We start from the raw sequence: 23,707 nt of genomic DNA, 5'->3' as shown, positions 1-23,707 counted from the left end.
CCTGGCCTGGTGTCCCGTCCCATCTTGGCCGGGCGGCTCGCCCCGTCCCGGCGGCCCGGGCCCAAGCCCACCTCGGCTGTCGCCCCGGCGTCGGGTTCCGGGCCAGGCCCGCCCCGGGCCTGGCCCGGTGGCCCGTCCCGGTCTGGCGGCCCGGGCCGGGGCCCCGGGCATCGCCCCGGTCCCAGGCCCGATCCCGGCCTCGATCCCCGCTCCGGGCCCAGCCCCAGCCTCGGCCCGGCCCCGCCCTGCCCCGGCCCCGACGGCTCCCGTACGAGCGGGTCCCCACCCCGCCCGTACGGGGCCGTACGCACGCGCGTGCCCGGTCGGAGTGTCGGTCCTCGCCAGTAGGGTGGGGAGCATGGCAGACCCCTCCAGCTACCGCCCCAAGCCGGGTCAGATCCCCGACTCCCCGGGGGTCTACAAGTTCCGCGACGAGCACCGCCGGGTGATCTACGTGGGCAAGGCGAAGTCCCTGCGCCAGCGGCTCGCCAACTACTTCCAGCCGCTCACGAGCCTGCACCCGCGCACGGCCACCATGGTGACCACTGCCGCCTCCGTCGAGTGGACCGTCGTCTCCACCGAGGTCGAGGCGCTCCAGCTGGAGTACTCCTGGATCAAGGAGTTCGACCCCCGGTTCAACGTCAAGTACCGGGACGACAAGAGCTACCCGTACCTCGCGGTGACCATGAACGAGGAGTTCCCCCGCGTCCAGGTCATGCGCGGCCACAAGAAGAAAGGCGTGCGCTACTTCGGGCCGTACGCGCACGCGTGGGCGATCCGCGAGACCGTCGACCTGATGCTGCGGGTCTTCCCCGTCCGCACCTGCTCGGCGGGCGTCTTCCGGAACGCCGCCTCGGCCGGCCGCCCCTGCCTCCTCGGCTACATCGGCAAGTGCTCGGCGCCCTGCGTCGGCCGGGTCACCCCCGAGGAGCACCGCGAACTCGCCGAGGAGTTCAGCGACTTCATGGCCGGCCGCACCGGCACGTACATCCGCCGGCTCGAAAAGCAGATGACGATCGCGGCCGAGGACATGGAGTACGAGAAGGCCGCCCGGCTCCGCGACGACGTCGCCGCCCTGCGCCGGGCCATGGAGAAGAACGCGGTCGTCCTCGCCGACGCCACTGACGCCGACCTGTTCGCCCTCGCCGAGGACGAGCTGGAGGCCGCCGTCCAGATCTTCCACGTGCGCGGCGGACGCGTCCGCGGCCAGCGCGGCTGGGTCACCGACAAGGTCGAGGCCGTCGACACCGCCGGGCTGGTCGAGCACGCCCTCCAGCAGCTCTACGGTGAGGAGAGCGGCGAGGCGGTCCCCAAGGAGGTCCTGGTCCCGGCCCTCCCCGAGGACCCCGAGGCCGTCTCCGCCTGGCTCTCCGGCCGCCGAGGCTCCCTCGTCTCGCTGCGCGTGCCCCAGCGCGGCGACAAGAAGGACCTCATGGAGACCGTCGCGCGCAACGCCCAGCAGGCGCTCGTCCTCCACAAGACCAAGCGGGCCAGCGACCTCACCACCCGCTCCCGGGCCCTGGAGGAGATCGCCGAGGCCCTCGACCTGGACTCCGCGCCGCTGCGGATCGAGTGCTTCGACATCTCGCACCTCCAGGGCGAGGACGTCGTGGCCTCCATGGTCGTCTTCGAGGACGGGCTGCCCCGCAAGAGCGAGTACCGCCGCTTCCAGATCAAGGGCTTCGAGGGCCAGGACGACGTCCGCTCCATGCACGAGGTGATCGGCCGCCGCTTCAAGCGCTACCTCGCCGAGAAGGAGCGGACGGGGGAGTGGGGGGACGGCGAGGTCCCGGCCGAGGACCCCGAGGACGACGGGCGGCCCAAGCGGTTCGCGTACCCGCCGCAGCTCGTCGTGGTCGACGGCGGACAGCCCCAGGTCGCCGCCGCGCAGCGGGCCCTGGACGAGCTCGGCATCGACGACATCGCCGTCTGCGGCCTCGCCAAGCGCCTGGAGGAGGTCTGGCTGCCCGGCGACGACGACCCGGTGGTGCTGCCCCGCTCCAGCGAAGGCCTGTACCTTCTCCAGCGGGTGCGTGACACGGCTCACGACTTCGCCATCCGCTACCAGCGGTCCAAGCGGACGAAACGCCTCAGGACCGGGCCCCTCGACGCCGTCCCCGGCCTCGGGGAGACCCGGAAGCAGGCCCTGATCAAGCACTTCGGCTCGGTGAAGCGGCTCCGGCAGGCGACAATCGAGCAGATCTGCGAGGTTCCCGGCATGGGCCGGAAGACCGCGGAGGCGGTCGCCGCGGCCCTGGCCCTGGCGGCTCCGGCCGCTCCCGCCGTGAACACCGCGACGGGAGAGATCATGGAGGACGACGTGGCTCCCGCCCCGGCGGCTCCGGCCGTCCCCGCCGCGCACACGGCGGCGGGGGAGATCATGGAGGACGGCGCGGACGTCACGGCACGGCCGCGCGCGCACGGCACGACGAGCACCACCGAGAAGCACGGCATGACGAGCACCACCGAGAAGCACGGCATGACGAGCACCACCGAGAAGCACGGCACGACGAGCACCACCGAGAAGACGGAGCAGGACACGTGAGTACGGGCACCAAGGAGACCCCCGGCGACAACGGCGCCGAGGCGGCCATTCCCGAGCTGGTGATCATCTCCGGCATGTCCGGGGCCGGCCGGTCCACCGCGGCGAAGTGTCTGGAGGACCTCGGCTGGTTCGTCGTGGACAACCTGCCGCCCGCGCTGATCCCCACCATGGTGGAGCTCGGCGCCCGCTCCCAGGGCAACGTCGCCCGGATCGCCGTCGTCGTGGACGTCCGCGGCCGGCAGTTCTTCGACAACCTGCGGGAGTCCCTCGCCGACCTGGACGCCAAGGGGGTCACCCACCGGATCGTCTTCCTGGAGTCCTCCGACGAGGCCCTGGTCCGGCGCTTCGAGTCGGTCCGCAGGCCCCACCCGCTCCAGGGCGACGGCCGCATCACCGACGGCATCGCCGCCGAGCGCGACCTGCTGCGCGAGCTGCGCGGCGACGCCGACCTCGTGATCGACACCTCCAGCCTCAACGTCCACGAGCTGCGCGCCAAGATGGACGCCCAGTTCGCCGGCGACGAGGAGCCCGAGCTGCGGGCCACCGTGATGTCCTTCGGCTTCAAGTACGGCCTGCCCGTCGACGCCGACCTCGTCGTGGACATGCGCTTCCTGCCGAACCCGCACTGGGTCCCCGAGCTGCGCCCCTTCACCGGCCTCAACGAGGAGGTGTCGAACTACGTCTACAACCAGCCCGGTGCCAAGGAGTTCCTGGACCGCTACACCGAGCTGCTCCAGCTGATCGCCGCGGGCTACCGCCGCGAGGGCAAGCGGTACGTGACGATCGCCGTCGGCTGCACGGGCGGCAAGCACCGCTCGGTGGCCACCGCCGAGCGCCTCGCCGCCCGCCTCGCCGCCGAAGGGGTCGAGACCGTCGTCGTGCACCGGGACATGGGGCGCGAGTGAAGCCGTACCGCCGGCGTGCCTCCACCCTCACGGTGCGGCGCACGCTCCGCAGACGCGGCGCCCAGCCCAAGGTCGTCGCGCTCGGCGGCGGCATGGGCCTCTCGGCCTCCCTCGCCGCGCTCCGCCGGATCACCGGCGACCTCACCGCCGTCGTCACCGTCGCCGACGACGGCGGCTCCAGCGGCCGGCTCCGCGAGGAGCTGGGCGTACTCCCTCCGGGGGACCTGCGCAAGGCGCTCGCCGCGCTCTGCGGCGACGACGACTGGGGCCAGACCTGGGCCCGGGTCATCCAGCACCGCTTCCAGTCCAAGGGCGAGATCAACGGGCACGCCGTCGGCAACCTGCTGATCGTCGCCCTCTGGGAGCAGCTCGGCGACCCCGTGCAGGCCCTGGACCTGGTCGGTCTGCTGCTCGGCGCCCAGGGCCGGGTGCTGCCCATGTCCGCCGTGCCCCTGGAGCTCCAGGCCCTGGTCAAGGGCCACGACCCGGAGCGGCCGGACGACGTGGACACCGTGGCCGGTCAGGCGACCGTGGCGCTCACCCCCGGCGAGGTGCAGTCCGTGCACCTCGTGCCGAACGACCCGCCGGCCGTCCCCGAGGCGGTCGCCGCGGTCCTGGACGCCGACTGGGTCGTCCTGGGCCCCGGCTCCTGGTTCTCCTCGGTGATCCCGCACCTCCTGGTCCCCGATCTCCTCGACGCCCTGGTCGAGACGAAGGCCCGGAAGGTGCTCTCCCTGAACCTCGCGCCGCAGCCCGGAGAAACCGACGGCTTCTCCCCGCAGCGTCATTTGGAGGTTTTGGGGCGACACGCCCCTAAACTCGCCCTGGACGTGGTGCTGGCCGACGAGGCCGCCGTGCCCGACCGCGACTCCCTCGCCGACGCCGCCAAGCGGTTCGGCGCCGCGGTCGAGCTGGCGCCGGTCGCCCGGCCCGACGGCTCCGCGAAGCACGACCCGGAGCTGCTGGCCGCCGCGTACGACCGTATTTTTCGGATGCATGGAAGGATCGGCCCATGGCGATGACGGCAGCGGTGAAGGACGAGATCTCCCGGCTTCCCGTCACCCGGACCTGCTGCAGGAAGGCAGAGGTCTCGTCGATCCTGCGGTTCGCGGGCGGGCTGCACCTGGTGAGCGGCCGCATCGTGATCGAGGCGGAGCTCGACACCGCGATGGCGGCCCGCCGCCTCAAGCGGGACGTCCTGGAGATCTTCGGGCACAGCTCCGAGCTGATCGTGATGGCCCCCGGCGGGCTGCGGCGCGGCTCGCGCTTCGTGGTGCGGGTGGTGGCCGGAGGCGACCAGCTGGCCCGCCAGACGGGTCTGGTCGACGGCCGGGGCCGCCCCATCCGGGGCCTCCCCCCGCAGGTGGTCTCCGGGGCCACCTGTGACGCGGAGGCCGCCTGGCGCGGGGCCTTCCTCGCGCACGGCTCGCTGACCGAGCCCGGCCGGTCCTCCTCCCTGGAGGTCACCTGCCCGGGCCCCGAGGCCGCCCTCGCCCTGGTCGGCGCCGCCCGCCGGCTCTCCATCGCGGCGAAGGCCCGCGAGGTGCGGGGCGTGGACCGGGTCGTCGTCCGCGACGGCGACGCGATCGGCGCCCTGCTCACCCGGCTCGGCGCGCACGAGTCGGTGCTCGCCTGGGAGGAGCGGCGGATGCGGCGCGAGGTCCGCGCCACCGCCAACCGCCTGGCCAACTTCGACGACGCCAACCTGCGCCGCTCGGCCCGCGCCGCGGTCGCCGCCGGGGCCCGGGTGCAGCGCGCCCTGGAGATCCTCGGCGAGGAGGTGCCCGAGCACCTCGCCGCCGCCGGCCGGCTCCGCATGGAGCACAAGCAGGCCTCCCTGGAGGAGCTGGGCGCGCTCGCAGACCCGCCGCTGACCAAGGACGCGGTGGCCGGCCGGATCCGCCGGCTGCTCGCCATGGCCGACAAGCGGGCGCAGGACCTGGGCATCCCCGGGACCGAGTCCAACCTGACCGAGGAGCTGGACGACAGCCTGGTCGGCTGACGCCGGTCCTTTTCGGTCAACTCTTCGCTGCCGGTGCGTTTCTGACGCACCGGCAGTTTCTTTCTCCGGTGTGCGCGACGCGCCGGGAGGCACCCTTGACGCCCCTCCGGGCGCCGATGAGTCTGTCGTCTGTTCTTCCGTGAGACCTGTTCTTCCGTGAGACCCGTTCACCTTCGAGACGGACGACACCCGACACCAAGGGGAGCCCATGAGACGCAGAGCGGGATCGATCCTCGCCGCGGCTTCACTGCTGATCGCCGGAGCGGCGGCGGCACCCGCCGCCGGAGCGCGGCCGGACGACCGCGGCGGCGACGCCCTCTCCGTATGGCGCGCCGAGGTCACCAAGGAGCAGGTTCCGCTCCTCCTCGAAGCCGGCGCCGACGCGCACGAACTGACCGAGCGGGTGCCCGCCGAGGGCGCCGCCACGGTCGAGCTCTTCCTCACCGGCGACCAGGCCGGGCGGCTGCGCGGGGAGGGCGTGGAGCTCGCCGAGCACCGGCTGACCGCGGGGGCCGAGAAGCGGGTCGCCGCCGCCGGGGACGGCGTCTTCCGCCCGTACGGCGGCCCGAACGGCCTCAAGCAGGAGGTCCTGGACACCGCCCGGGCCCACCCCGGACTCACCAAGGTCGTCTCGATCGGCAAGACCCTCAAGGGCCAGGACATCCTCGCCCTCAAGGTCAGCAAGGGCGCGCGGCGGACCGAGGACGGGTCGAAGCCCGCCACGCTCTACATGTCCAACCAGCACGCGCGCGAGTGGATCACCCCCGAGATGACCCGGCGGCTGCTCCACCACTACCTCGACGGATACGGCAAGGACGAGCGGATCACCCGGATCGTCGACACCACCGAGCTGTGGTTCGTGCTCTCCGCCAACCCGGACGGCTACGACCACACCCACGCCGACCCCGCCAACCGGCAGTGGCGCAAGAACCTCCGCGACAACGACGGCGACGGCAGGACCGGCCCCGGCGACGGCGTCGACCTCAACCGCAACTTCGCCTACAAGTGGGGCTACGACAACGAGGGCTCGTCCCCCGACCCGGCCGACGAGACCTTCCGCGGCAAGGGCCCCATGTCGGAGCCCGAGACCAGGGCGATCGACGCCTTCCAGAAGCGCATCGGCTTCGCGTACGGCATCAACTACCACTCCGCCGCCCAGCTCCTGCTGTACGGCGTCGGCTGGCAGGTCGCCACCGACACCCCCGACGACGTGGCCCTCAGGGCGCTCGCCGGCACCCCGGAGAACTCCGCCGTGCCCGGCTACCGGCCGCAGGTCTCCTCCGAGCTGTACACCACCAACGGCGAGGCGGACGGACACGCCGCCAACGTCAACGGGATGCAGATGTTCACCCCGGAGATGTCCACCTGCGCCACCGCCTCCCGGGTCGACCCGAACGACGCCTGGAACCCGGCCGACTGCGCCTCCGTCTTCACCTTCCCGGACGACGAGAAGCTGATCCAGGCCGAGTTCGCCAAGAACGTGCCCTTCGCGCTCGCCGTCGCCGAGTCCTCCGCCCGCCCGGACCGGCCCGTCTCCCCGGTCGGCATCGAGGCCCCCGACTTCACCCCGAAGACCTTCGCCACCTCCTACGCCCGCGGCGGGGAGCAGGAGGTCGCCGTCACCGCCCGCAAGTCGCTGCGCGGCAAGACCCTCAAGTACCGGATCAACGGCGGCCGCGTCCACAGCGAGGAGCTCCGCGCCTGGAAGGGCGGTGAGACCTACGGCGGCGAGGACAACGTCTACTTCGACGAGTACCGGGGCGAGGTCGGGGGCGCCCGGCCCGGCGACTCCGTCCAGGTCTGGTTCACCGCGCGCACCCGCGACGGCCGGACCACCTCCTCCGCCCCCTTCACCTACGAGGTGGCCGCACGCGCGCGCGGCGACGTCCTCGTCCTCGCCGACGAGGGCGGCACCACCGCCGGACGCCACACCGCCGCCTACGTGAAGGCGCTCGCCGACAACGGCCGGAAGGCCGCCGTATGGGACGTCGCCGTCCAGGGCGCCCCCGACGCCCTCGGCGTCCTCTCCCACTTCGACGCCGTCGTCTGGTACACCGGCGCCGAGCGCCCCTCCGGGAGCGCCGAACTCGCCGTCCGCTCCTACCTCAACGAGGGCGGCAAGCTCGTCAACGCCGGGGAGAAGGCCGGCGGACTCACCCGGGTCGGCGCCGCCGAGACCAACGACTTCGCCCAGTACTACCTCGGCGCCCACCACCGCGCCGGCCTCAAGAACCCGTCCGCCTTCGCCGGCGCGGGCGCCTTCGGAGGCGTAGGGGCGACCCTCGGGGCCGCCGCCGGAAACCCGCTGGACGACGCGGGCGCGTACACCGTCACCTCCGACACCCTGAAGCCGAAGGACTTCCCGCAGTTCGCGAGCAGTGCCTCCGCCGGCGACTACCCGGGCGTCCGCACCCCCTTCGAGCCCGCCGAGGGCTCCTCCTTCGCGGCGGTGAAGCACGCCGACGACACCTGGGCCCGGCTCGCCAGGACCGTCGACCTCACCGGCATCCCGGCGGGTGCGAAGCCCCGGCTGGACTTCCAGGTCAGCCACGACACCGAGCCCGGCTACGACAACCTCGTCGTCGAGGCCCACACCGTCGGACAGGACGACTGGACCACCCTGCCCGACACCCTCGGCGGAACCTCCGCCGAGCCCCCGGCCGACTGCGGCGAGGGCTACTACGTCCGGGGCCACCCCTTCCTCGCCCACTACCTCACCGTCGGCGAGGACGGCTGCGCGCCCACCGGCACCACCGGCGCCTGGAACGCCTTCACCGGCCCCTCCAACGGCTGGCGCCAGGCCTCCGTCGACCTGAGCGCCTGGGCGGGCAAGAAGGTCGAGCTCTCCCTCTCGTACGTCTCCGACCCCGGCACGGGCGAGACGGGCGCCTTCGTCGACGACGTCCGGCTCGTCACCGGGACCACCACCGAGGCCGAGGGCTTCGAGACCTCCCTCGGCGCCTGGTCCACGCCCGGCGCCCCGGCCGGCAGCCCCGGCAACGGCTCCGACTGGACGCGCTCCGCCGCCCTCTTCCACTCGCAGGCGGCGGTCACCACCCGGGACACCGTCCTCCTCGGCTTCGGCCTGGAGCACGTGCCCGGCACGGCGGAGCGGGCCCGGCTCCTGGGGCGCGCCCTCAAGGCCCTCCACCGCTGAGGGGAGCACCCCCACCGTTTAACGGAGAGTAGTCGGGACAAACGTCCCAAGGCGGCCCTTACCCGCTGGTAGGTACGGGCCGCCGACCGTTTTCCCTCACGTTCCGAGCTCGTGCGGATGCGGCCGATGTCACTCCGGAGGCCCCGGGGAGGTAGGGTCGTAAGCGGTCGGGGACATCCCAAAAACAAAAATCTCGCCGGCGTCGAACAACACCGGCGTACCTAACGAGGAGATCGGTTCGTGACGATCCGCGTAGGCATCAACGGCTTTGGCCGCATCGGCCGGAACTACTTCCGCGCGCTCCTTGAGCAGGGTGCCGACATCGAGATCGTGGCTGTCAACGACCTGGGTGACACCGCGACCACGGCCCACCTGCTGAAGTACGACACCATCCTGGGCCGCCTCAAGGCCGAGGTGACCCACACCGCCGACACCATCACCGTCGACGGCCACACCATCAAGGTGCTCTCCGAGCGCAACCCGGCCGACATCCCCTGGGGTGAGCTGGGCGTCGACATCGTCATCGAGTCGACCGGCATCTTCACCAAGAAGGCCGACGCCGAGAAGCACCTCGCCGGCGGCGCCAAGAAGGTCCTCATCTCGGCTCCGGCCAGCGACGAGGACATCACCATCGTCATGGGCGTCAACCAGGACAAGTACGACGCGGCGAAGCACGACATCATCTCGAACGCGTCCTGCACCACCAACTGCGTGGCGCCGATGGCCAAGGTCCTCGACGAGAACTTCGGCATCGTCAAGGGCCTGATGACCACGGTCCACGCGTACACCAACGACCAGCGCATCCTGGACTTCCCGCACAAGGACCTGCGCCGCGCCCGCGCCGCCGCGGAGAACATCATCCCGACCACGACCGGTGCCGCCAAGGCCACCGCCCTGGTCCTCCCGCAGCTCAAGGGCAAGCTCGACGGCATCGCGATGCGCGTCCCGGTCCCGACCGGCTCCGCCACCGACCTGGTCGTCACCCTGGACCGCGAGGTCACCAAGGACGAGGTCAACGCCGCGTTCAAGAAGGCCGCCGAGGACGGCGACCTCAAGGGCGTGCTCTTCTACACCGAGGACCCGATCGTCTCCTCCGACATCGTGGGCGACCCGGCGTCCTGCACCTTCGACGCCTCCCTGACGATGGTCCAGGACGGCAAGTCGGTCAAGATCCTCGGCTGGTACGACAACGAGTGGGGCTACTCCAACCGTCTCGTCGACCTCACCGTCTTCGTCGGCGGTCAGCTCTAAGCTTCAGGGCGGGCTTTCGATGGTGAGCAGGGCTCGGGCAGCGCAACGCCGCGCTGCGCGAGCCCTGTTCGTGTGCTCCACCGCGTACCAAGGAGTCAGTTAACAGATGAAGACGATCGACGAGCTTCTCCACGAGGGCGTCGAAGGCAAGCGGGTGTTCGTCCGCGCCGACCTCAACGTGCCGCTCGACGGCACCACCATCACCGACGACGGACGCATCCGCGCCGTCGTTCCCACGGTCAAGGCGCTCGCCGACGCCGGCGCCCGCGTCGTGGTCGCCTCGCACCTGGGCCGCCCCAAGGGCGCCCCGGACCCGGCGTTCTCGCTCGCCCCGGCCGCCGCGCGCCTCGGCGAACTGCTCGGCGCCGACGTGGCGTTCGCGACCGACACGGTCGGCGACTCCGCCACGGAGACCGTCGCGGGCCTCGGGAACGGGCAGGTAGCCGTCCTGGAGAACCTCCGCTTCAACCCGGGCGAGACCTCCAAGGACGACGCCGAGCGCGGCGCCTTCGCGGACAGCCTCGCCGCCCTCGCCGACCTCTACGTCGGCGACGGCTTCGGCGCCGTGCACCGCAAGCACGCCTCGGTCTACGACCTCCCGGCGCGCCTCCCGCACGCCGCGGGCTACCTCATCGCCACCGAGGTCGGCGTCCTGAAGAAGCTGACGGACGACGTCAAGCGGCCGTACGCGGTCGCCCTCGGCGGCGCCAAGGTCTCCGACAAGCTCGGCGTGATCGACCACCTCCTGGAGAGGGCCGACCGCATCCTCATCGGCGGCGGCATGGCCTACACCTTCCTCAAGGCCCAGGGCCACGAGGTCGGCATCTCGCTGCTCCAGGAGGACCAGATCCCGGTGGTCCAGGAGTACCTGGCCCGCGCGAAGGAGCGCGGCGTGGAGTTCGTGCTCCCCGTCGACGTCCTGGTCTCGCCCGAGTTCCCGGACCTGAAGACCAAGGCCCCCGCGAACCCCACCACGGTCGCCGCGGACGCCATCCCGGCGGACGAGGAGGGCCTCGACATCGGCCCCGAGACCCGTAAGCTCTACGCCTCGAAGCTCGCCGACGCGGCCACCGTCTTCTGGAACGGCCCGATGGGCGTCTTCGAGCACCCCGACTACGCCGAGGGCACCAAGGCCGTCGCCCAGGCGCTCGTCGACTCCCCGGCCTTCACCGTGGTCGGCGGCGGCGACTCCGCCGCCGCGGTCCGCATCCTGGGCTTCGACGAGAACGCGTTCGGACACATCTCGACCGGCGGCGGCGCCTCCCTCGAATACCTCGAGGGCAAGACGCTTCCCGGCCTCGCCGCACTGGAGGACTGACCCCCTTATGAGCACCCGCACCCCGCTGATGGCGGGCAACTGGAAGATGAACCTCAACCACCTCGAGGCCATCGCCCACGTCCAGAAGCTCGCCTTCGCCCTGACCGACAAGGACTACGACGCGGTCGAGGTCGCCGTCCTGGTCCCCTTCACCGACCTGCGGTCCGTCCAGACCCTGATCGACGGCGACAAGCTGAAGATCAAGTACGGCGCCCAGGACATCTCGGCGCACGACTCCGGCGCCTACACCGGCGAGATCTCCGGCCCGATGCTGTCCAAGCTCAAGGCCTCCTTCGTCGCCGTCGGCCACTCCGAGCGCCGCCAGTACCACGCCGAGGACGACGAGGTCTGCAACGCCAAGGTGAAGGCCGCCTTCAAGAACGGCATCACCCCGATCCTCTGCGTCGGCGAGGGCCTCGACGTCCGCAAGGCCGGACAGCAGGTCGAGCACACCCTCGCCCAGCTCGACGGCGGCCTGAAGGACGTCCCGGCCGAGCAGGCCGAGACCGTCGTGATCGCGTACGAGCCGGTGTGGGCCATCGGCACCGGCGAGGTCGCCACCCCCGAGGACGCCCAGGAGGTCTGCGGGGCGATCCGCGGCCGCCTCGCCGAGCTGTACTCCCAGGAGCTGGCCGACAAGGTCCGCATCCAGTACGGCGGCTCGGTCAAGTCCGGCAACGTCGCCGCGATCATGGCGCAGCCGGACGTCGACGGCGCCCTGGTGGGCGGCGCGGCCCTGGACGCCGACGAGTTCGTCAAGATCGTCCGCTTCCGCGACCAGTGAGTATGCGGTAGCGGAGTTACGTCGTACCCTTGCGGGGGTCGGGCAGGCGCCCGGCCCCCGTCCGTATAAGTCCGAGGAAGTTGGTCCAGCCGTGGTTATGGGGTTCTCGATCGCCCTGATCGTCTTCAGCGCGCTGCTGATGCTGCTCGTGCTGATGCACAAGGGGAAGGGTGGCGGCCTCTCCGACATGTTCGGTGGCGGTATGCAGTCCTCCGTCGGCGGCTCCTCGGTCGCCGAGCGCAACCTGGACCGCATCACCGTCGTGGTCGGTCTGCTCTGGTTCGCCTGCATTGTGGTGCTCGGTCTGCTGATGAAGTTGGACGGGTAACTCCAATCACTGGACGCGCGTTGGGCCTTACGTAGACTGGGGCACCTTCGGGCACCATCACGCAGGGAGTTACGACCGTGGCAAGTGGCAACGCGATTCGGGGAAGCCGGGTCGGAGCGGGGCCGATGGGCGAGGCCGAGCGGGGCGAGTCGGCGCCGCGCCTCCGCATCTCCTTCTGGTGCTCGAACGGGCACGAGACACAGCCGAGCTTCGCCAGCGACGCACAGGTCCCGGAGACCTGGGACTGCCCGCGCTGCGGCTTCCCGGCCGGCCAGGACCGCGACAACCCGCCGGACCCGCCGCGCACGGAGCCGTACAAGACCCACCTCGCGTACGTGCGCGAGCGGCGCAGCGACGCGGACGGCGAGGCGATCCTCGCCGAAGCCCTCGCCAAGCTGCGCGGCGAGATCTGAGCACGGCGTGACGGCGTGACGAACGGGCCCGGCCCGCGAACTCGATTCGCGGGCCGGGCCCGTTTCCGTCGTCCCGGCCCCCGTGTCCCCGCCGCGTCCGTCCTCGCGCTCGTCGTCGCGCCGCCGGTCCCCCTGATCAATTAGGTTGGAGGGGCAGCGGGGCAGATACGTACGAAGAAGAAGAGGGCGATGTCTGAGATGACTGGCGAAGGACGTACGAGGCTCAACCGGCTGCCCGAGTGGGCGGCCCTCGGCAAGCACCGCGAGCAGCTGGGCGAACCCCATCTGCGCGAGCTGTTCGCCGCCGACCCGACGCGCGGCACCGACCTCACCCTGAGGGTCGGCGACCTCTACCTGGACTACTCCAAGCACCTCGTCACCGGCGAGACGCTGACCCTGCTGCGGGAGCTGGCCGCCGCCACCGGCGTCGCCGAGCTGCGCGACGCCATGTTCCGCGGCGAGAAGATCAACACCACCGAGGACCGGGCGGTCCTCCACACCGCGCTGCGCGCCCCCCGCGACGCCGTGGTCGAGGTCGACGGCGAGAACGTCGTCCCCGGCGTCCACGCCGTCCTCGACCGCATGGGCGACTTCGCCGAGAAGGTCCGCGCCGGCGAGTGGACCGGCCACACCGGCAAGCCGGTCAAGAACATCGTCAACATCGGCATCGGCGGCTCCGACCTCGGTCCCGCCATGGCCTACGAGTTCCTGCGCTCCTACACCCGGCGGGACCTGACGCTCCGTTTCGTCTCCAACGTCGACGGCGCCGACCTCCACGAGGCCCTCCACGACCTCGACCCCGCCGAGACGCTCTTCGTCGTGGCGTCGAAGACCTTCACCACCATCGAGACCATCACCAACGCCACCTCCGCCCGCGACTGGCTCCTGACCGGCCTCGGCGCCGGCCAGGAGGCCGTGGCCCGGCACTTCGTGGCCCTCTCGACCAACGCGGAGAAGGTCGAGGAGTTCGGCATCGACACCACGAACATGTTCGAGTTCTGGGACTGGGTCGGCGGCCGCTACTCCTACGACTCCGCCATCGGCCTCTCCCTGATGATCGCCATCGGCCCGGAGCGCTTCCGCGAGATGCTCGACGGCTTCCACCTCGTCGACGAGCACTTCCGCACCGCCCCGCCCGAGGAGAACGCGCCCCTGCTCCTCGGCCTCCTCGGCGTCTGGTACGGCGACTTCTTCGACGCCCAGTCGCACGCCGTCCTGCCGTACTCCCACTACCTGTCGAAGTTCACCGCCTACCTCCAGCAGCTCGACATGGAGTCCAACGGCAAGTCGGTGGACCGCGAGGGCAACCGGGTCGACTGGCAGACCGGACCCGTGGTCTGGGGCACCCCCGGCACCAACGGCCAGCACGCGTACTACCAGTTGATCCACCAGGGCACCAAGCTGATCCCGGCCGACTTCATCGGCTTCGCCCGGCCCGTCGACGACCTGGAGCCCGGCCTCGTCGCCCAGCACGACCTGCTCATGGCCAACTTCTTCGCCCAGACGCAGGCGCTCGCCTTCGGCAAGACGCCCGAGGAGGTACGGGCCGAGGGCGTCCCCGAGGAGCTCGTCCCGCACAAGACCTTCCGGGGCGACCACCCCACCACCACGATCCTCGCCGACGCGCTCACCCCGTCCGTCCTCGGACAGCTGGTCGCGCTCTACGAGCACAAGGTCTTCGTCCAGGGCGCGATCTGGAACATCGACTCCTTCGACCAGTGGGGCGTCGAACTCGGCAAGGTCCTCGCCAAGCGGATCGAGCCGGTCCTGACGACCGGAGAGGGCGCGGAGCAGCTCGACGGCTCCACCGCGGGGCTGGTCGCCGCCTACCGCTCGCTGCGCGGACGGTAGAGGCGTGCGGGGGGAGGGCGCGGTGCGGCTGAGGCCGCCGAGGAACGCCGTGGACGGGCGGGCCGTCACCTGGTGGCGGACCCAGCTCCTGGTCACCACCGCCGTACCGGTGGCGGTCCTCGCGGTCCTCGGCGCGCTGATCGGACCCGCCAGGTCCTGGCTGCTGATCGCGGCCGGGGCCGTGGCGGCCGCGGGCCTGGCCTGCACCGCGCTCCTCCCCGCCTGGTGGTTCCGGGTGCACCGCTGGGAGGCCACCGACGAGGCCGTCTACGTGCGCACCGGGGCCCTCTGGCAGGAGTGGCGGATCGCCCCGATGTCCCGGATCCAGACCGTCGACACCTCGCGCGGCCCCCTGGAGCAGTACTTCCGGCTCGCCACCGTCACCGTCACCACCGCCTCCTCCGAGGGCGCGGTCCGGATCGAGGGACTCGACCACGAACTGGCCGCCGACCTGGCCGAACGTCTGACCGCCGTCACCCAGGCCACACCCGGGGACGCGACGTGAGCGAGCCGGCCGCCGGGGCGCCGGGGGAGGAGCGACGGCTCGCCGCGCCGGAGGGCGAGTGGCGGCGACCTGGCGCCCCGGAGGGCGGAGAGCGACCGCTGCCCGAGGGCGAGCGGCAGCGACCCGGCGCCTCGGAGGACCGAGGGAGACCGCGACTCGGCGCGCCGGAGGACGGAGAGCGGCAACGGTCCGGCGTCCCGGAGGACGGAGAGCGACCGCGATCCGAGGCCGAGGGGCAGCGACCTAACGCCCCGGAGGGCGGAAGACAACCGCGCCCCGGCGCCCCGGAGGGCGGCGGGCGACCGCACCCCGGCGGCCCCGAAGGGGGATGGCTGCGGCTCGACCGGCGCACCCTCCTCGCCACCGCCGCCCTCCTGTGCGGAGTGGCCGGTGGCACCGGGCTCCCCGTCGCCCTCGGCCTCGCCGGCTCCCGGCCGCTCTCGCAGACCGTCGCCTGGGTCCTCGCAGGGGCCGTGCTCCTGGTCCTCGGCGGCACCGGCGCCGACTACGTCCGCTGGCGCCGCACCCGCTACCGGGTCGGCCCCGAGCGGGTCGACCTCCACACCGGCCTGCTCCTCCTCAAGCGCCGCTCCCTGGCCCGCGAGCGCATCCGCAGCGTCGACCTCACCGCCAATCCCCTCCAGCGCCTCCTCGGCCTGGTCAAGGTCCGCATCGGGACCGGCGAGCACAGCGGCGGCGACGCCGCCCTCGAACTCGACCTGGTCGCCCGCGCCGAGGGCGAACGGCTCCGCCGCGCGCTCCTCACCCGCGCCACCGCGTCCGAGGACCCCCGCCACGACGGCACCCTCGCCGCCCTCGACCCGCGCTGGATCCGCTACGCCCCCGTCTCCTTCGTCGCCCCCGCCCTCGGCGGCGCCGCCGCCGGAGCGGTCATGCAGGTCAGCGAGTGGTTCGGCGCCCAGGGCGAGGTCATCGACTGGATAGGGGAGCGCTTCAGCTCCGTCGCGATCCCCTGGATGATCCTCTGGCTGGTCCTCGTCGCCGTCGCCGTCGGGGCCGTCGGCGCCCTCGGCCTCTGGATCGAGATGTGGTGGAACTACCGCCTGGAGCGCGAGCCCGGCGGCACCCTGCGCGTCACCCGGGGCCTCCTCACCGCCCGCTCGGTCTCCCTGGAGGAACGGCGGCTGCGCGGCGTCGAGATCGTCGAACCGCTCGGCGTGCGCCTCTTCGGGGCGGCCCGCGTCGACGCCGTCGCCACCGGCCTCGCCCAGAAGGACGGGGACGACCACGGCGACCTCAAGAACCTGCTGCCGGCCGTCCCCCGCCCGCTCGCCGACCGGGTCGCCGCCCAGGTCCTGCGCGAACCCGCGCCGCCCACCGGGACGCCGCTCGCCGCCCACCCCCGGGCCGCCCGGAACCGGCGGATCCGCTGGGCCCTGTGGAGCGTCCTGGCGCCCGCCGCGCTCCTCGCCGCCCTCGGCCTCGCGCTCACCCCGGCCCTGCTGTACGTGGCGGCCGGCTGGACCGTCGTCCTCACCCCGCTCGCGCTGCTCCTCGCCCGCGACGCCCACCGGAACCTCGGACACGGCGTCGGCGGGGCGTACCTGGTCACCCGTTCGGGTACGGTCCGGCGGACCACGGTCGCCCTCCAGCGCTCCGGCGTCATCGGCTGGACCGTCAAGCAGTCGTACTTCCAGCGCCGGGCCGGCCTCGTCACCCTGACCGCCACGACGGCGGCCGGATCGGGCGCGTACGAGATCCTCGACGCCGGGCGGAGCCAGGGCCTGGTCTTCGCCGCCGAGGCCGTACCGGGGTTGCTCGCACCCTTCCTGGAGCCCGCCGACGCACCGGAGACGCCGGAGGCCCGGTCCACCGAGGGGTGAACCGGGCCTCCGGGGGCCGTAAGGGCCGGGACCGTACGGGTCAGGCCGTGGCCGGCGGGTACAGGCTCCGCGGCAGCTCCGAGGCCGCCGCCGCGTCGAGCAGCCACAGCGTGCGCGAGAGGCCGCGGGCACCGGCCGCCGGGGCCTGCACCTCGCCCGCGCCCGACAGTGCGAGCGCCGCCGCCTTCGCCTTGTCCTCACCGGCCGCGAGCAGCCAGACCTCCCGCGCCGCCCGGATCGCCGGGAGCGTCAGCGAGATCCGGACCGGCGGAGGCTTCGGCGCGCCGCGCACCCCGACCACCGTCCGCACGGTCTCGCGCACGGCGGGCAGCTCCGGGAAGAGCGAGGCCACGTGCGTGTCCGGGCCGACGCCCAGCATCAGCACGTCGAACGCCGGCACGCCGCCGCCGCCCACGGTGGTGGCCAGCTCCTCCGCGTAGGCGGCGGCAGCGGCCTCCACGTCGTCGCCGTACGGCCCGTCGGAGGCGGGCATCGCGTGCACCCGCGCGGGGTCCAGCGGCACCCGGTCGAGCAGCGCTTCGCGGGCCTGGGTGACGTTCCGCTCCGGGTCCCCGTCGGGCAGGTACCGCTCGTCGCCCCACCACAGGTCGAGCCGCGACCAGTCGACCGCGTCCCGCGCGGGCGCCGAACCGAGCGCCGCGAGCAGCCCGTTGCCGTTGCGCCCGCCGGTCAGCACCACCGAGGCGGAGCCCCGGGAGGCCTGGGCGTCCACGATCCGGGTGATCAGCCGGGCCGCGGCGGCCTGCGCCATCAGCTCCTTGTCGCGGTGGACGACCAGCTGGGGGGCGCTCACTTGGCCGCCGCCTTCCGGGCCGGGGCCTTCTTCGCCGCCGGCTTGGCGGCGGGCTTCTCCTCGGCGGGGGCGGTCTCCGGCGCGGTGTCCACCACGGCGGCCCCGGCCTCCTCCTCGGGCTCGGGCGCGGTGACCGCCGCCCGCTCGTCGAGCTGTCCGACGCCGAACTTCAGCGCCGCCGCGTAGGTGTCGTCCGGGTCGAGCCTGCGCAGCTCCTCGGCGATCAGCTCGGCCGTGTCGCGGCGCTTGAGCGCCACCCCCCGGTCCGGCTGGCCCTCGATGGAGAGCGTGGCGAGCGACCCGTCCGGCCGGTCGAGCACGATCGGCCCGCAGTCGGTCTCCAGGCGTACGGAGGTGAGGCCGGGGCCCGCCGACTTCGAGCGCCGCACGGGCACCTTCAGCCGGTCCGCGACCCACATCGCGAGCAGTTCCACGCTCGGGTTGAACTCCTCGCCCTCCACCTCGGCGGCGCTCACCTGGCACACGACCTGGTCGAGCGCGGCGGCCAGCATGGAACGCCACGGGGTGATCCGGGTCCACGACAGGTCCGTGTCGCCGGGGGTGTACGTCTCCGCCCGCGCCGTCAGCTCCTCGATGGGCTGCTCGGAGGCGTACGTGTCGGTGACCCGGCGCTGGGCGAGCGCGCCCAGCGGGTCCTTCGCCGGGTCGGTCGGCGCGTCCACCGGCCACCAGACGACGACCGGGGCGTCCGGGAGCAGCAGCGGCAGCACCACCGACTGGGCGTGGTCGACGACCTCGCCGTACAGCCGGAGCACCACCGTTTCGCCGGCGCTGGCGTCGGCGCCGAGGCGGACCTCGGCGTCGAGCCGTGCCTTGGCGCGGTCCCGCGGCGAGCGCGAGACCCTCTTGATGACGACGAGGGTCCGCGAGGGGTGCTCGCGGGACGCCTCGTTGGCCGCCTTCAGCGCGTCGTAGGCGTTCTCCTCGTCGGTGACGATGACGAGGGTGAGCACCATGCCGACGGCCGGCGCGCCGATCGCCCGCCGCCCGAGCACCAGCGCCTTGTTGATCTTGGAGGACGTGGTGTCCGTCAGGTCGGTCTTCATGGCCGGCGCCAGCTCCTGCCGTCTCGTGCGAGCATCTCGTCCGCCTCGACCGGACCCCAGGTCCCGGACTGGTACTGCGCGGGCTTGCCGTGCTCGTCCCAGAACCTCTCGATCGGGTCGAGGATCTTCCAGGACAGCTCGACCTCCTCCACGCGCGGGAAGAGGTTCGAGTCGCCGAGCAGGACGTCGAGGATGAGCCGCTCGTACGCCTCCGGGCTGGACTCGGTGAAGGACTCGCCGTACGCGAAGTCCATCGACACGTCCCGGATCTCCATCTGGGTGCCGGGCACCTTGGAGCCGAACCGCACCGTCACGCCCTCGTCCGGCTGCACCCGGATGACGATGGCGTTGCGGCCGAGCTCCTCGGTCGCGGTGTGGTCGAAGGGGGAGTGCGGGGCGCGCTGGAAGACGACCGCGATCTCGGTGACGCGGCGGCCCAGGCGCTTGCCGGTGCGCAGGTAGAAGGGGACGCCCGCCCAGCGGCGGTTGTCGATCTCCAGCTTCACGGCCGCGTAGGTGTCGGTCTTCGACTGCGGGTCGATGCCGTCTTCCTGGAGGTAGCCGACGGCCTTCTCGCCGCCCTGCCACCCGGCCGCGTACTGGCCGCGGACCGTGGAGGCGCCCAGGTCCCTGGGGACCTTCACCGCGCCGAGGACCTTGGTCTTCTCGGCGGCCAGCGCGTCGGCGTCGAAGGAGGCGGGCTCCTCCATCGCGGTCAGCGCGAGCAGCTGGAGCAGGTGGTTCTGGATGACGTCACGGGCGGCGCCGATGCCGTCGTAGTAGCCGGCGCGGCCGCCGATGCCGATGTCCTCGGCCATGGTGATCTGCACGTGGTCGACGTACGACCGGTTCCAGATCGGCTCGAAGAGGGTGTTGGCGAAGCGGAGCGCCAGGATGTTCTGGACGGTCTCCTTGCCGAGGTAGTGGTCGATCCGGAAGACCTCGTGCGGCGGGAAGACCTCGTGGACGACCTCGTTGAGCTCCTTGGCGGAGGCCAGGTCGTGTCCGAAGGGCTTCTCGATGACCGCGCGGCGCCAGGACCCGTCCCTCTGGTCGGCGAGCCCGTGCTTCTTGAGCTGTTGGACGACCTTGGGGAAGAACTTCGGCGGGACCGACAGGTAGAAGGCGAAGTTGCCGCCGGTGCCCTGGGCCTTGTCGAGCTCCTCGACGGTGGTCTTCAGCTGCTCGAAGGCCTCGTCGTCGTCGAAGTCGCCCTGGACGAACCGCATTCCCTGGATCAGCTGCTGCCACACCTCCTCGCGGAAGGGGGTGCGCGAGTGCTGCTTGACGGCCTCGTAGACCTCCTGCGCGAAGTCCTCGTCCTGCCACTCGCGCCGGGCGAAGCCGACGAGCGAGAAGCCCGGCGGCAGCAGGCCGCGGTTGGCCAGGTCGTAGACGGCGGGCATCAGCTTCTTTCGGGACAAATCGCCCGTGACGCCGAAGATCACCAGACCCGACGGCCCCGCGATGCGCGGGAGCCGTCGGTCTGCGGCGTCACGGAGCGGGTTGGCTCCGTGGACTGCGCTCAAGGTGTTACGCCTCCGAAGGTGCGAGGCGCTTCAGCTCCGCCTCGGTGGACGTGAGCAGGTCGTTCCAGGACGCCTCGAACTTCTGGACGCCCTCGTCCTCCAGGAGCTGGACGACCTCGTCGTAGCCGATGCCCAGCTTCGCGACGGCCTCCAGGACGGCCCGGGAGTCGTCGTAGGTGCCCTCGATGGTGTTGCCGGTGACCTCGCCGTGGTCGGCGGTGGCCTCCAGGGTGGCCTCGGGCATGGTGTTCACCGTGCCGGGGGCGACCAGGTCCACCACGTACAGCGTGTCCTTGTAGGCCGGGTCCTTGACGCCGGTCGAGGCCCACAGCGGACGCTGCTTGTTGGCGTGCGCCTTGTCGAGGGCCTCCCAGCGCTCGCCGGAGAAGACCTCCTCGTACGCCTCGTACGCCAGGCGCGCGTTGGCGAGGGCGGCCTTGCCCTTGAGCGCCTTGGCCTCGTCGGTGCCGATGCCGTCCAGGCGCTTGTCGATCTCCGTGTCCACGCGGGAGACGAAGAAGGAGGCCACCGAGTGGATCTTGGCCAGGTCCAGGCCGCGCTCGCGGGCCTTCTCCAGGCCCGCCAGGTAGGCGTCCATGACCAGGCGGTAGCGCTCCAGGGAGAAGATCAGCGTCACGTTGACGCTGATGCCGAGGCCGATGACCTCGGTGATCGCCGGCAGACCCGCCTTGGTGGCCGGGATCTTGATCAGCGTGTTGGGGCGGTCCACCAGCCAGGCCAGCTGCTTGGCCTCGGCGACGGTGGCCTTGGTGTCGTGCGCCAGACGGGGGTCGACCTCGATGGAGACCCGGCCGTCCTGGCCGTCCGTCGAGTCGAAGACCGGCCGCAGGATGTCGGCGGCGTCGCGGACGTCCGCCGTCGTGATCATCCGGATCGCCTCTTCGACGGTCACCCGGCGGGCCGCGAGGTCGGAGACCTGCTGGTCGTAGCCGTGGCCCTCGGAGATCGCCTTCTGGAAGATCGACGGGTTGGTGGTGACACCGACCACGTGGCTCTGGTCGATGAGCTCCGCCAGGTTGCCGGAGGTGATCCGCTGGCGCGAGAGGTCGTCCAGCCAGATCGCGACGCCTTCGTCGGAGAGGCGCTTGAGTGCGTCTGTCATGAGAGTTGCATCTCCAATAAGTCGTACGTAGGGGCGTCAGCGCGCGGCGGCGTCGATCGATTCCCGCGCGGCGGCGACGATCGCCTCGGGCGTGAAGCCGAACTCGCGGAAGAGGACCTTCGCGTCCGCCGAGGCGCCGAAGTGCTCCAGGGAGACGATCCGGCCGGCGTCGCCGACGTACTTGTGCCAGGTGAGGCCGATGCCGGCCTCGACCGCGACCCGGGCGCGGACCGACGGCGGCAGGACGGAGTCCTTGTACGCCTGGTCCTGCTCCTCGAACCACTCCACCGACGGCATCGACACCACCCGGGTGGGCGTGCCGGCCGCCTGGAGCCGCTCACGGGCCTCGACGGCCAGGTGCACCTCGGAACCGGTCGCGATCAGCACGACCTCCGCCTCGCCGCCTTCGGCGTCGAACAGCACGTAGCCGCCCTTGACCGTGCCCTCGTTCGGCGCGTACGTCGGCACGCCCTGGCGGGTGAGCGCCAGACCGTGCGGGGCGCCCTTGCCGTAGACCTTGGTGTGGCGCCGCATGATCTCGCGCCAGGCCAGGGCCGTCTCGTTGGCGTCGGCCGGACGGACCAGGTTCAGGCCCGGGATCGCGCGCAGCGAGGCCAGGTGCTCCACCGGCTGGTGGGTGGGGCCGTCCTCGCCCAGACCGATCGAGTCGTGGGTCCAGACGTAGGTGACGGGCAGGTGCATCAGGGCCGACAGGCGCACCGCGTTACGCATGTAGTCGGAGAACACCAGGAAGGTGCCGCCGTAGATCCGCGTGTTGCCGTGCAGCGCGATGCCGTTCATCTCGGCGGCCATCGCGTGCTCGCGGATGCCGAAGTGGATCGTGCGGCCGTACTTGTCGGCCTCCGGCAGCGGGTTGCCCTCGGGCAGGAACGACGAGTCCTTGTCGATCGTCGTGTTGTTCGAGCCGGCCAGGTCGGCCGAGCCGCCCCACAGCTCGGGAATGACCGCGCCGAGCGCCTTGAGGACCTGGCCCGAGGCGGCACGGGTGGCGACGCCCTTGCCCGGCTCGAAGACCGGCAGCTTCTCCGCCCAGCCCTCGGGCAGCTCGTTGGCCTGGATGCGGTCGAAGCGCGCCGCGTGCTCCGGGTTGGCCGTGCGCCACTCGGCGAGGGACTTCTCCCACTCCGCGCGGGCCTCGCGGCCCCGGTCGCCGAGCGCGCGGGTGTGCGCGATGACCTCGTCGGAGACCTCGAAGGTCTGCTCCGGGTCGAAGCCCAGGACGCGCTTGGTGGCCGCGACCTCGTCGTCGCCGAGCGCCGAGCCGTGGGCGGCCTCGGTGTTCTGCGCGTTCGGGGCGGGCCAGGCGATGATCGAGCGCATCGCGATGAACGACGGGCGCTCGGTCTCGGCCTCGGCGGCCTTGATCGCCGCGTACAGACCGGCCGGGTCCAGGTCGCCGTTCTCCTGCGGCTCGACGCGCTGCACGTGCCAGCCGTACGCCTCGTACCGCTTGAGCGTGTCCTCGGAGACGGCCGTCTCGGTGTCGCCCTCGATCGAGATGTGGTTGTCGTCCCACAGCAGGATCAGGTTGCCGAGCTTCTGGTGGCCGGCCAGCGAGGACGCCTCGGCGGAGATGCCCTCCTGGAGGCAGCCGTCACCGGCGATCGCGTAGATCCGGTGGTCGAACGGCGAGGTGCCGGTCGGTGCCTCCGGGTCGAACAGGCCGCGCTCGAAGCGGGCGGCCATCGCCATGCCCACGGCGTTGGCGACGCCCTGGCCCAGCGGGCCCGTGGTCGTCTCGACGGCGGCGGTGTGGCCGTACTCCGGGTGGCCGGGGGTCTTCGAACCCCAGGTGCGGAAGGCCTTCAGGTCGTCCAGTTCGAGACCGAATCCACCCAGGTAGAGCTGGGTGTAGAGGGTCAGGGACGAGTGGCCGGCGGAGAGGACGAACCGGTCGCGCCCGACCCACTCGGGGTCGGCCGGGTCGTGCCGCATCACCTTCTGGAAGAGGGTGTACGCGACGGGCGCCAGGCTCATCGCCGTACCGGGATGGCCGTTGCCGACCTTCTGTACGGCGTCCGCGGCCAGGATGCGGGCGGTGTCTACGGCCCGCTGGTCCAATTCGGTCCACTCGAGGTCTGTGGTGGTCGGCTTAGTGCTCACCCTGGGTCAGGGCTCCTCTCCACATGTCTGAAGCCGGTGACTGAGGGTGTACCGGCGGTGTCGAGCCTACCCCCGTCGGACGGCCCTCTTTTCGTGCTCATGCCCCTCAAATGAGCGCACATGGCAAGACTGCCGGTGGCCGTGGGA

The 23,707-nt window shown here is 72.0% G+C and carries 18 protein-coding genes; 13 read left to right on the top strand and 5 right to left on the bottom strand.

Features of this window, described 5'->3' with window-relative positions; genetic code table 11:
- Nucleotides 1–358 precede the first annotated feature (358 nt).
- From uvrC to ACIQD7_RS11920, 13 genes are all read left to right on the top strand, one after another.
- Entirely contained in the window at nucleotides 359–2,545 is a 2,187-nt protein-coding gene (gene uvrC, locus ACIQD7_RS11980) for an excinuclease ABC subunit UvrC (protein WP_402441471.1), read from the top strand.
- Nucleotides 2,542–3,450, top strand: coding sequence for an RNase adapter RapZ (gene rapZ / locus ACIQD7_RS11975; RefSeq protein WP_402441470.1), 909 nt, complete (start codon nucleotides 2,542–2,544; stop codon nucleotides 3,448–3,450). The genes uvrC and rapZ overlap by 4 nt, the downstream gene beginning before the upstream one ends.
- Nucleotides 3,447–4,472, top strand: a complete 1,026-nt coding sequence (yvcK, locus tag ACIQD7_RS11970) for a uridine diphosphate-N-acetylglucosamine-binding protein YvcK (protein WP_121830016.1) — start codon at nucleotides 3,447–3,449, stop codon at nucleotides 4,470–4,472. Before rapZ ends, yvcK begins: the two co-directional genes overlap by 4 nt.
- On the top strand, nucleotides 4,463–5,452 hold the full coding sequence (gene whiA, locus ACIQD7_RS11965) for a DNA-binding protein WhiA (RefSeq protein WP_121830017.1): 990 nt from the start codon (nucleotides 4,463–4,465) through the stop codon (nucleotides 5,450–5,452). Before yvcK ends, whiA begins: the two co-directional genes overlap by 10 nt.
- Nucleotides 5,453–5,660: 208 nt before the next feature.
- Entirely contained in the window at nucleotides 5,661–8,609 is a 2,949-nt protein-coding gene (locus ACIQD7_RS11960) for a M14 family zinc carboxypeptidase (protein WP_402441469.1), read from the top strand.
- A gap of 240 nt (nucleotides 8,610–8,849) precedes the next feature.
- Nucleotides 8,850–9,860, top strand: a complete 1,011-nt coding sequence (gene gap / locus ACIQD7_RS11955; protein WP_062756618.1) for a type I glyceraldehyde-3-phosphate dehydrogenase — start codon at nucleotides 8,850–8,852, stop codon at nucleotides 9,858–9,860.
- Between the two features lie 106 nt (nucleotides 9,861–9,966).
- Nucleotides 9,967–11,178, top strand: a complete 1,212-nt coding sequence (locus ACIQD7_RS11950; protein ID WP_121830020.1) for a phosphoglycerate kinase — start codon at nucleotides 9,967–9,969, stop codon at nucleotides 11,176–11,178.
- Between the two features lie 7 nt (nucleotides 11,179–11,185).
- Nucleotides 11,186–11,962 carry a triose-phosphate isomerase gene (gene tpiA / locus ACIQD7_RS11945; protein WP_121830021.1) on the top strand — a complete coding sequence of 259 codons (777 nt, stop codon included), beginning with the start codon at nucleotides 11,186–11,188 and terminating at the stop codon, nucleotides 11,960–11,962.
- Between the two features lie 97 nt (nucleotides 11,963–12,059).
- A complete protein-coding gene (secG, locus tag ACIQD7_RS11940) occupies nucleotides 12,060–12,290 on the top strand; it encodes a preprotein translocase subunit SecG (protein WP_030205174.1) in 231 nt (76 codons plus the stop codon).
- A gap of 77 nt (nucleotides 12,291–12,367) precedes the next feature.
- Nucleotides 12,368–12,703, top strand: a complete 336-nt coding sequence (locus ACIQD7_RS11935; protein ID WP_003976875.1) for an RNA polymerase-binding protein RbpA — start codon at nucleotides 12,368–12,370, stop codon at nucleotides 12,701–12,703.
- A gap of 189 nt (nucleotides 12,704–12,892) precedes the next feature.
- The gene (gene pgi, locus ACIQD7_RS11930; RefSeq protein WP_402441468.1) at nucleotides 12,893–14,554 is read left to right on the top strand and encodes a glucose-6-phosphate isomerase; all 1,662 of its coding nucleotides are present in this window, start codon (nucleotides 12,893–12,895) and stop codon (nucleotides 14,552–14,554) included.
- A 4-nt stretch (nucleotides 14,555–14,558) separates the two neighbouring features.
- Nucleotides 14,559–15,059 (top strand): PH domain-containing protein, encoded by a 501-nt coding sequence (locus ACIQD7_RS11925; RefSeq protein WP_402441467.1) that lies wholly within the window; start codon nucleotides 14,559–14,561, stop codon nucleotides 15,057–15,059.
- A 332-nt stretch (nucleotides 15,060–15,391) separates the two neighbouring features.
- Nucleotides 15,392–16,903 carry a PH domain-containing protein gene (locus ACIQD7_RS11920; RefSeq protein WP_402442327.1) on the top strand — a complete coding sequence of 504 codons (1,512 nt, stop codon included), beginning with the start codon at nucleotides 15,392–15,394 and terminating at the stop codon, nucleotides 16,901–16,903.
- Nucleotides 16,904–16,943: 40 nt separating this feature from the next.
- Here ACIQD7_RS11920 and pgl read toward each other — a convergent pair whose 3' ends face one another.
- The 5 genes from pgl to tkt are packed head-to-tail and all read right to left on the bottom strand — an operon-like array spanning nucleotide 16,944 to nucleotide 23,560.
- Entirely contained in the window at nucleotides 16,944–17,717 is a 774-nt protein-coding gene (gene pgl / locus ACIQD7_RS11915) for a 6-phosphogluconolactonase (protein ID WP_402441466.1), read from the bottom strand.
- Nucleotides 17,714–18,784: a glucose-6-phosphate dehydrogenase assembly protein OpcA gene (gene opcA / locus ACIQD7_RS11910; protein WP_402441465.1), complete on the bottom strand. Its 1,071-nt coding sequence runs from the start codon at nucleotides 18,782–18,784 to the stop codon at nucleotides 17,714–17,716. The genes pgl and opcA overlap by 4 nt, the downstream gene beginning before the upstream one ends.
- On the bottom strand, nucleotides 18,781–20,313 hold the full coding sequence (gene zwf, locus ACIQD7_RS11905; RefSeq protein WP_121830026.1) for a glucose-6-phosphate dehydrogenase: 1,533 nt from the start codon (nucleotides 20,311–20,313) through the stop codon (nucleotides 18,781–18,783). The genes opcA and zwf overlap by 4 nt, the downstream gene beginning before the upstream one ends.
- A 4-nt stretch (nucleotides 20,314–20,317) precedes the next feature.
- Nucleotides 20,318–21,436: a transaldolase gene (gene tal / locus ACIQD7_RS11900; protein WP_402441464.1), complete on the bottom strand. Its 1,119-nt coding sequence runs from the start codon at nucleotides 21,434–21,436 to the stop codon at nucleotides 20,318–20,320.
- 36 nt (nucleotides 21,437–21,472) lie between these two features.
- Nucleotides 21,473–23,560, bottom strand: a complete 2,088-nt coding sequence (tkt, locus tag ACIQD7_RS11895; protein WP_402441463.1) for a transketolase — start codon at nucleotides 23,558–23,560, stop codon at nucleotides 21,473–21,475.
- Between the last annotated feature and the right edge of the window lie 147 nt (nucleotides 23,561–23,707).

The organism is Streptomyces sp. NPDC093071 (assembly GCF_044754545.1).
In the GTDB taxonomy this organism is placed as follows: domain Bacteria; phylum Actinomycetota; class Actinomycetes; order Streptomycetales; family Streptomycetaceae; genus Streptomyces.
The sequence above is the reverse complement of the archived record's forward strand: the minus strand, read 5'-3'. Positions and strand labels throughout refer to the sequence as shown.

Excerpts from the sequence above, each read along its gene's own strand:
- tpiA (WP_121830021.1), top strand. The coding sequence starts at position 11,186 with ATGAGCACCCGCACCCCGCTGATGGCGGGCAACTGGAAGATGAACCTC.
- pgi (WP_402441468.1), top strand. The coding sequence starts at position 12,893 with ATGTCTGAGATGACTGGCGAAGGACGTACGAGGCTCAACCGGCTGCCC.
- tal (WP_402441464.1), bottom strand. The coding sequence starts at position 21,436 with ATGACAGACGCACTCAAGCGCCTCTCCGACGAAGGCGTCGCGATCTGG.
- whiA (WP_121830017.1), top strand. The coding sequence starts at position 4,463 with ATGGCGATGACGGCAGCGGTGAAGGACGAGATCTCCCGGCTTCCCGTC.
- ACIQD7_RS11950 (WP_121830020.1), top strand. The coding sequence starts at position 9,967 with ATGAAGACGATCGACGAGCTTCTCCACGAGGGCGTCGAAGGCAAGCGG.
- ACIQD7_RS11960 (WP_402441469.1), top strand. The coding sequence starts at position 5,661 with ATGAGACGCAGAGCGGGATCGATCCTCGCCGCGGCTTCACTGCTGATC.
- secG (WP_030205174.1), top strand. The coding sequence starts at position 12,060 with ATGGGGTTCTCGATCGCCCTGATCGTCTTCAGCGCGCTGCTGATGCTG.
- opcA (WP_402441465.1), bottom strand. The coding sequence starts at position 18,784 with ATGAAGACCGACCTGACGGACACCACGTCCTCCAAGATCAACAAGGCG.
- uvrC (WP_402441471.1), top strand. The coding sequence starts at position 359 with ATGGCAGACCCCTCCAGCTACCGCCCCAAGCCGGGTCAGATCCCCGAC.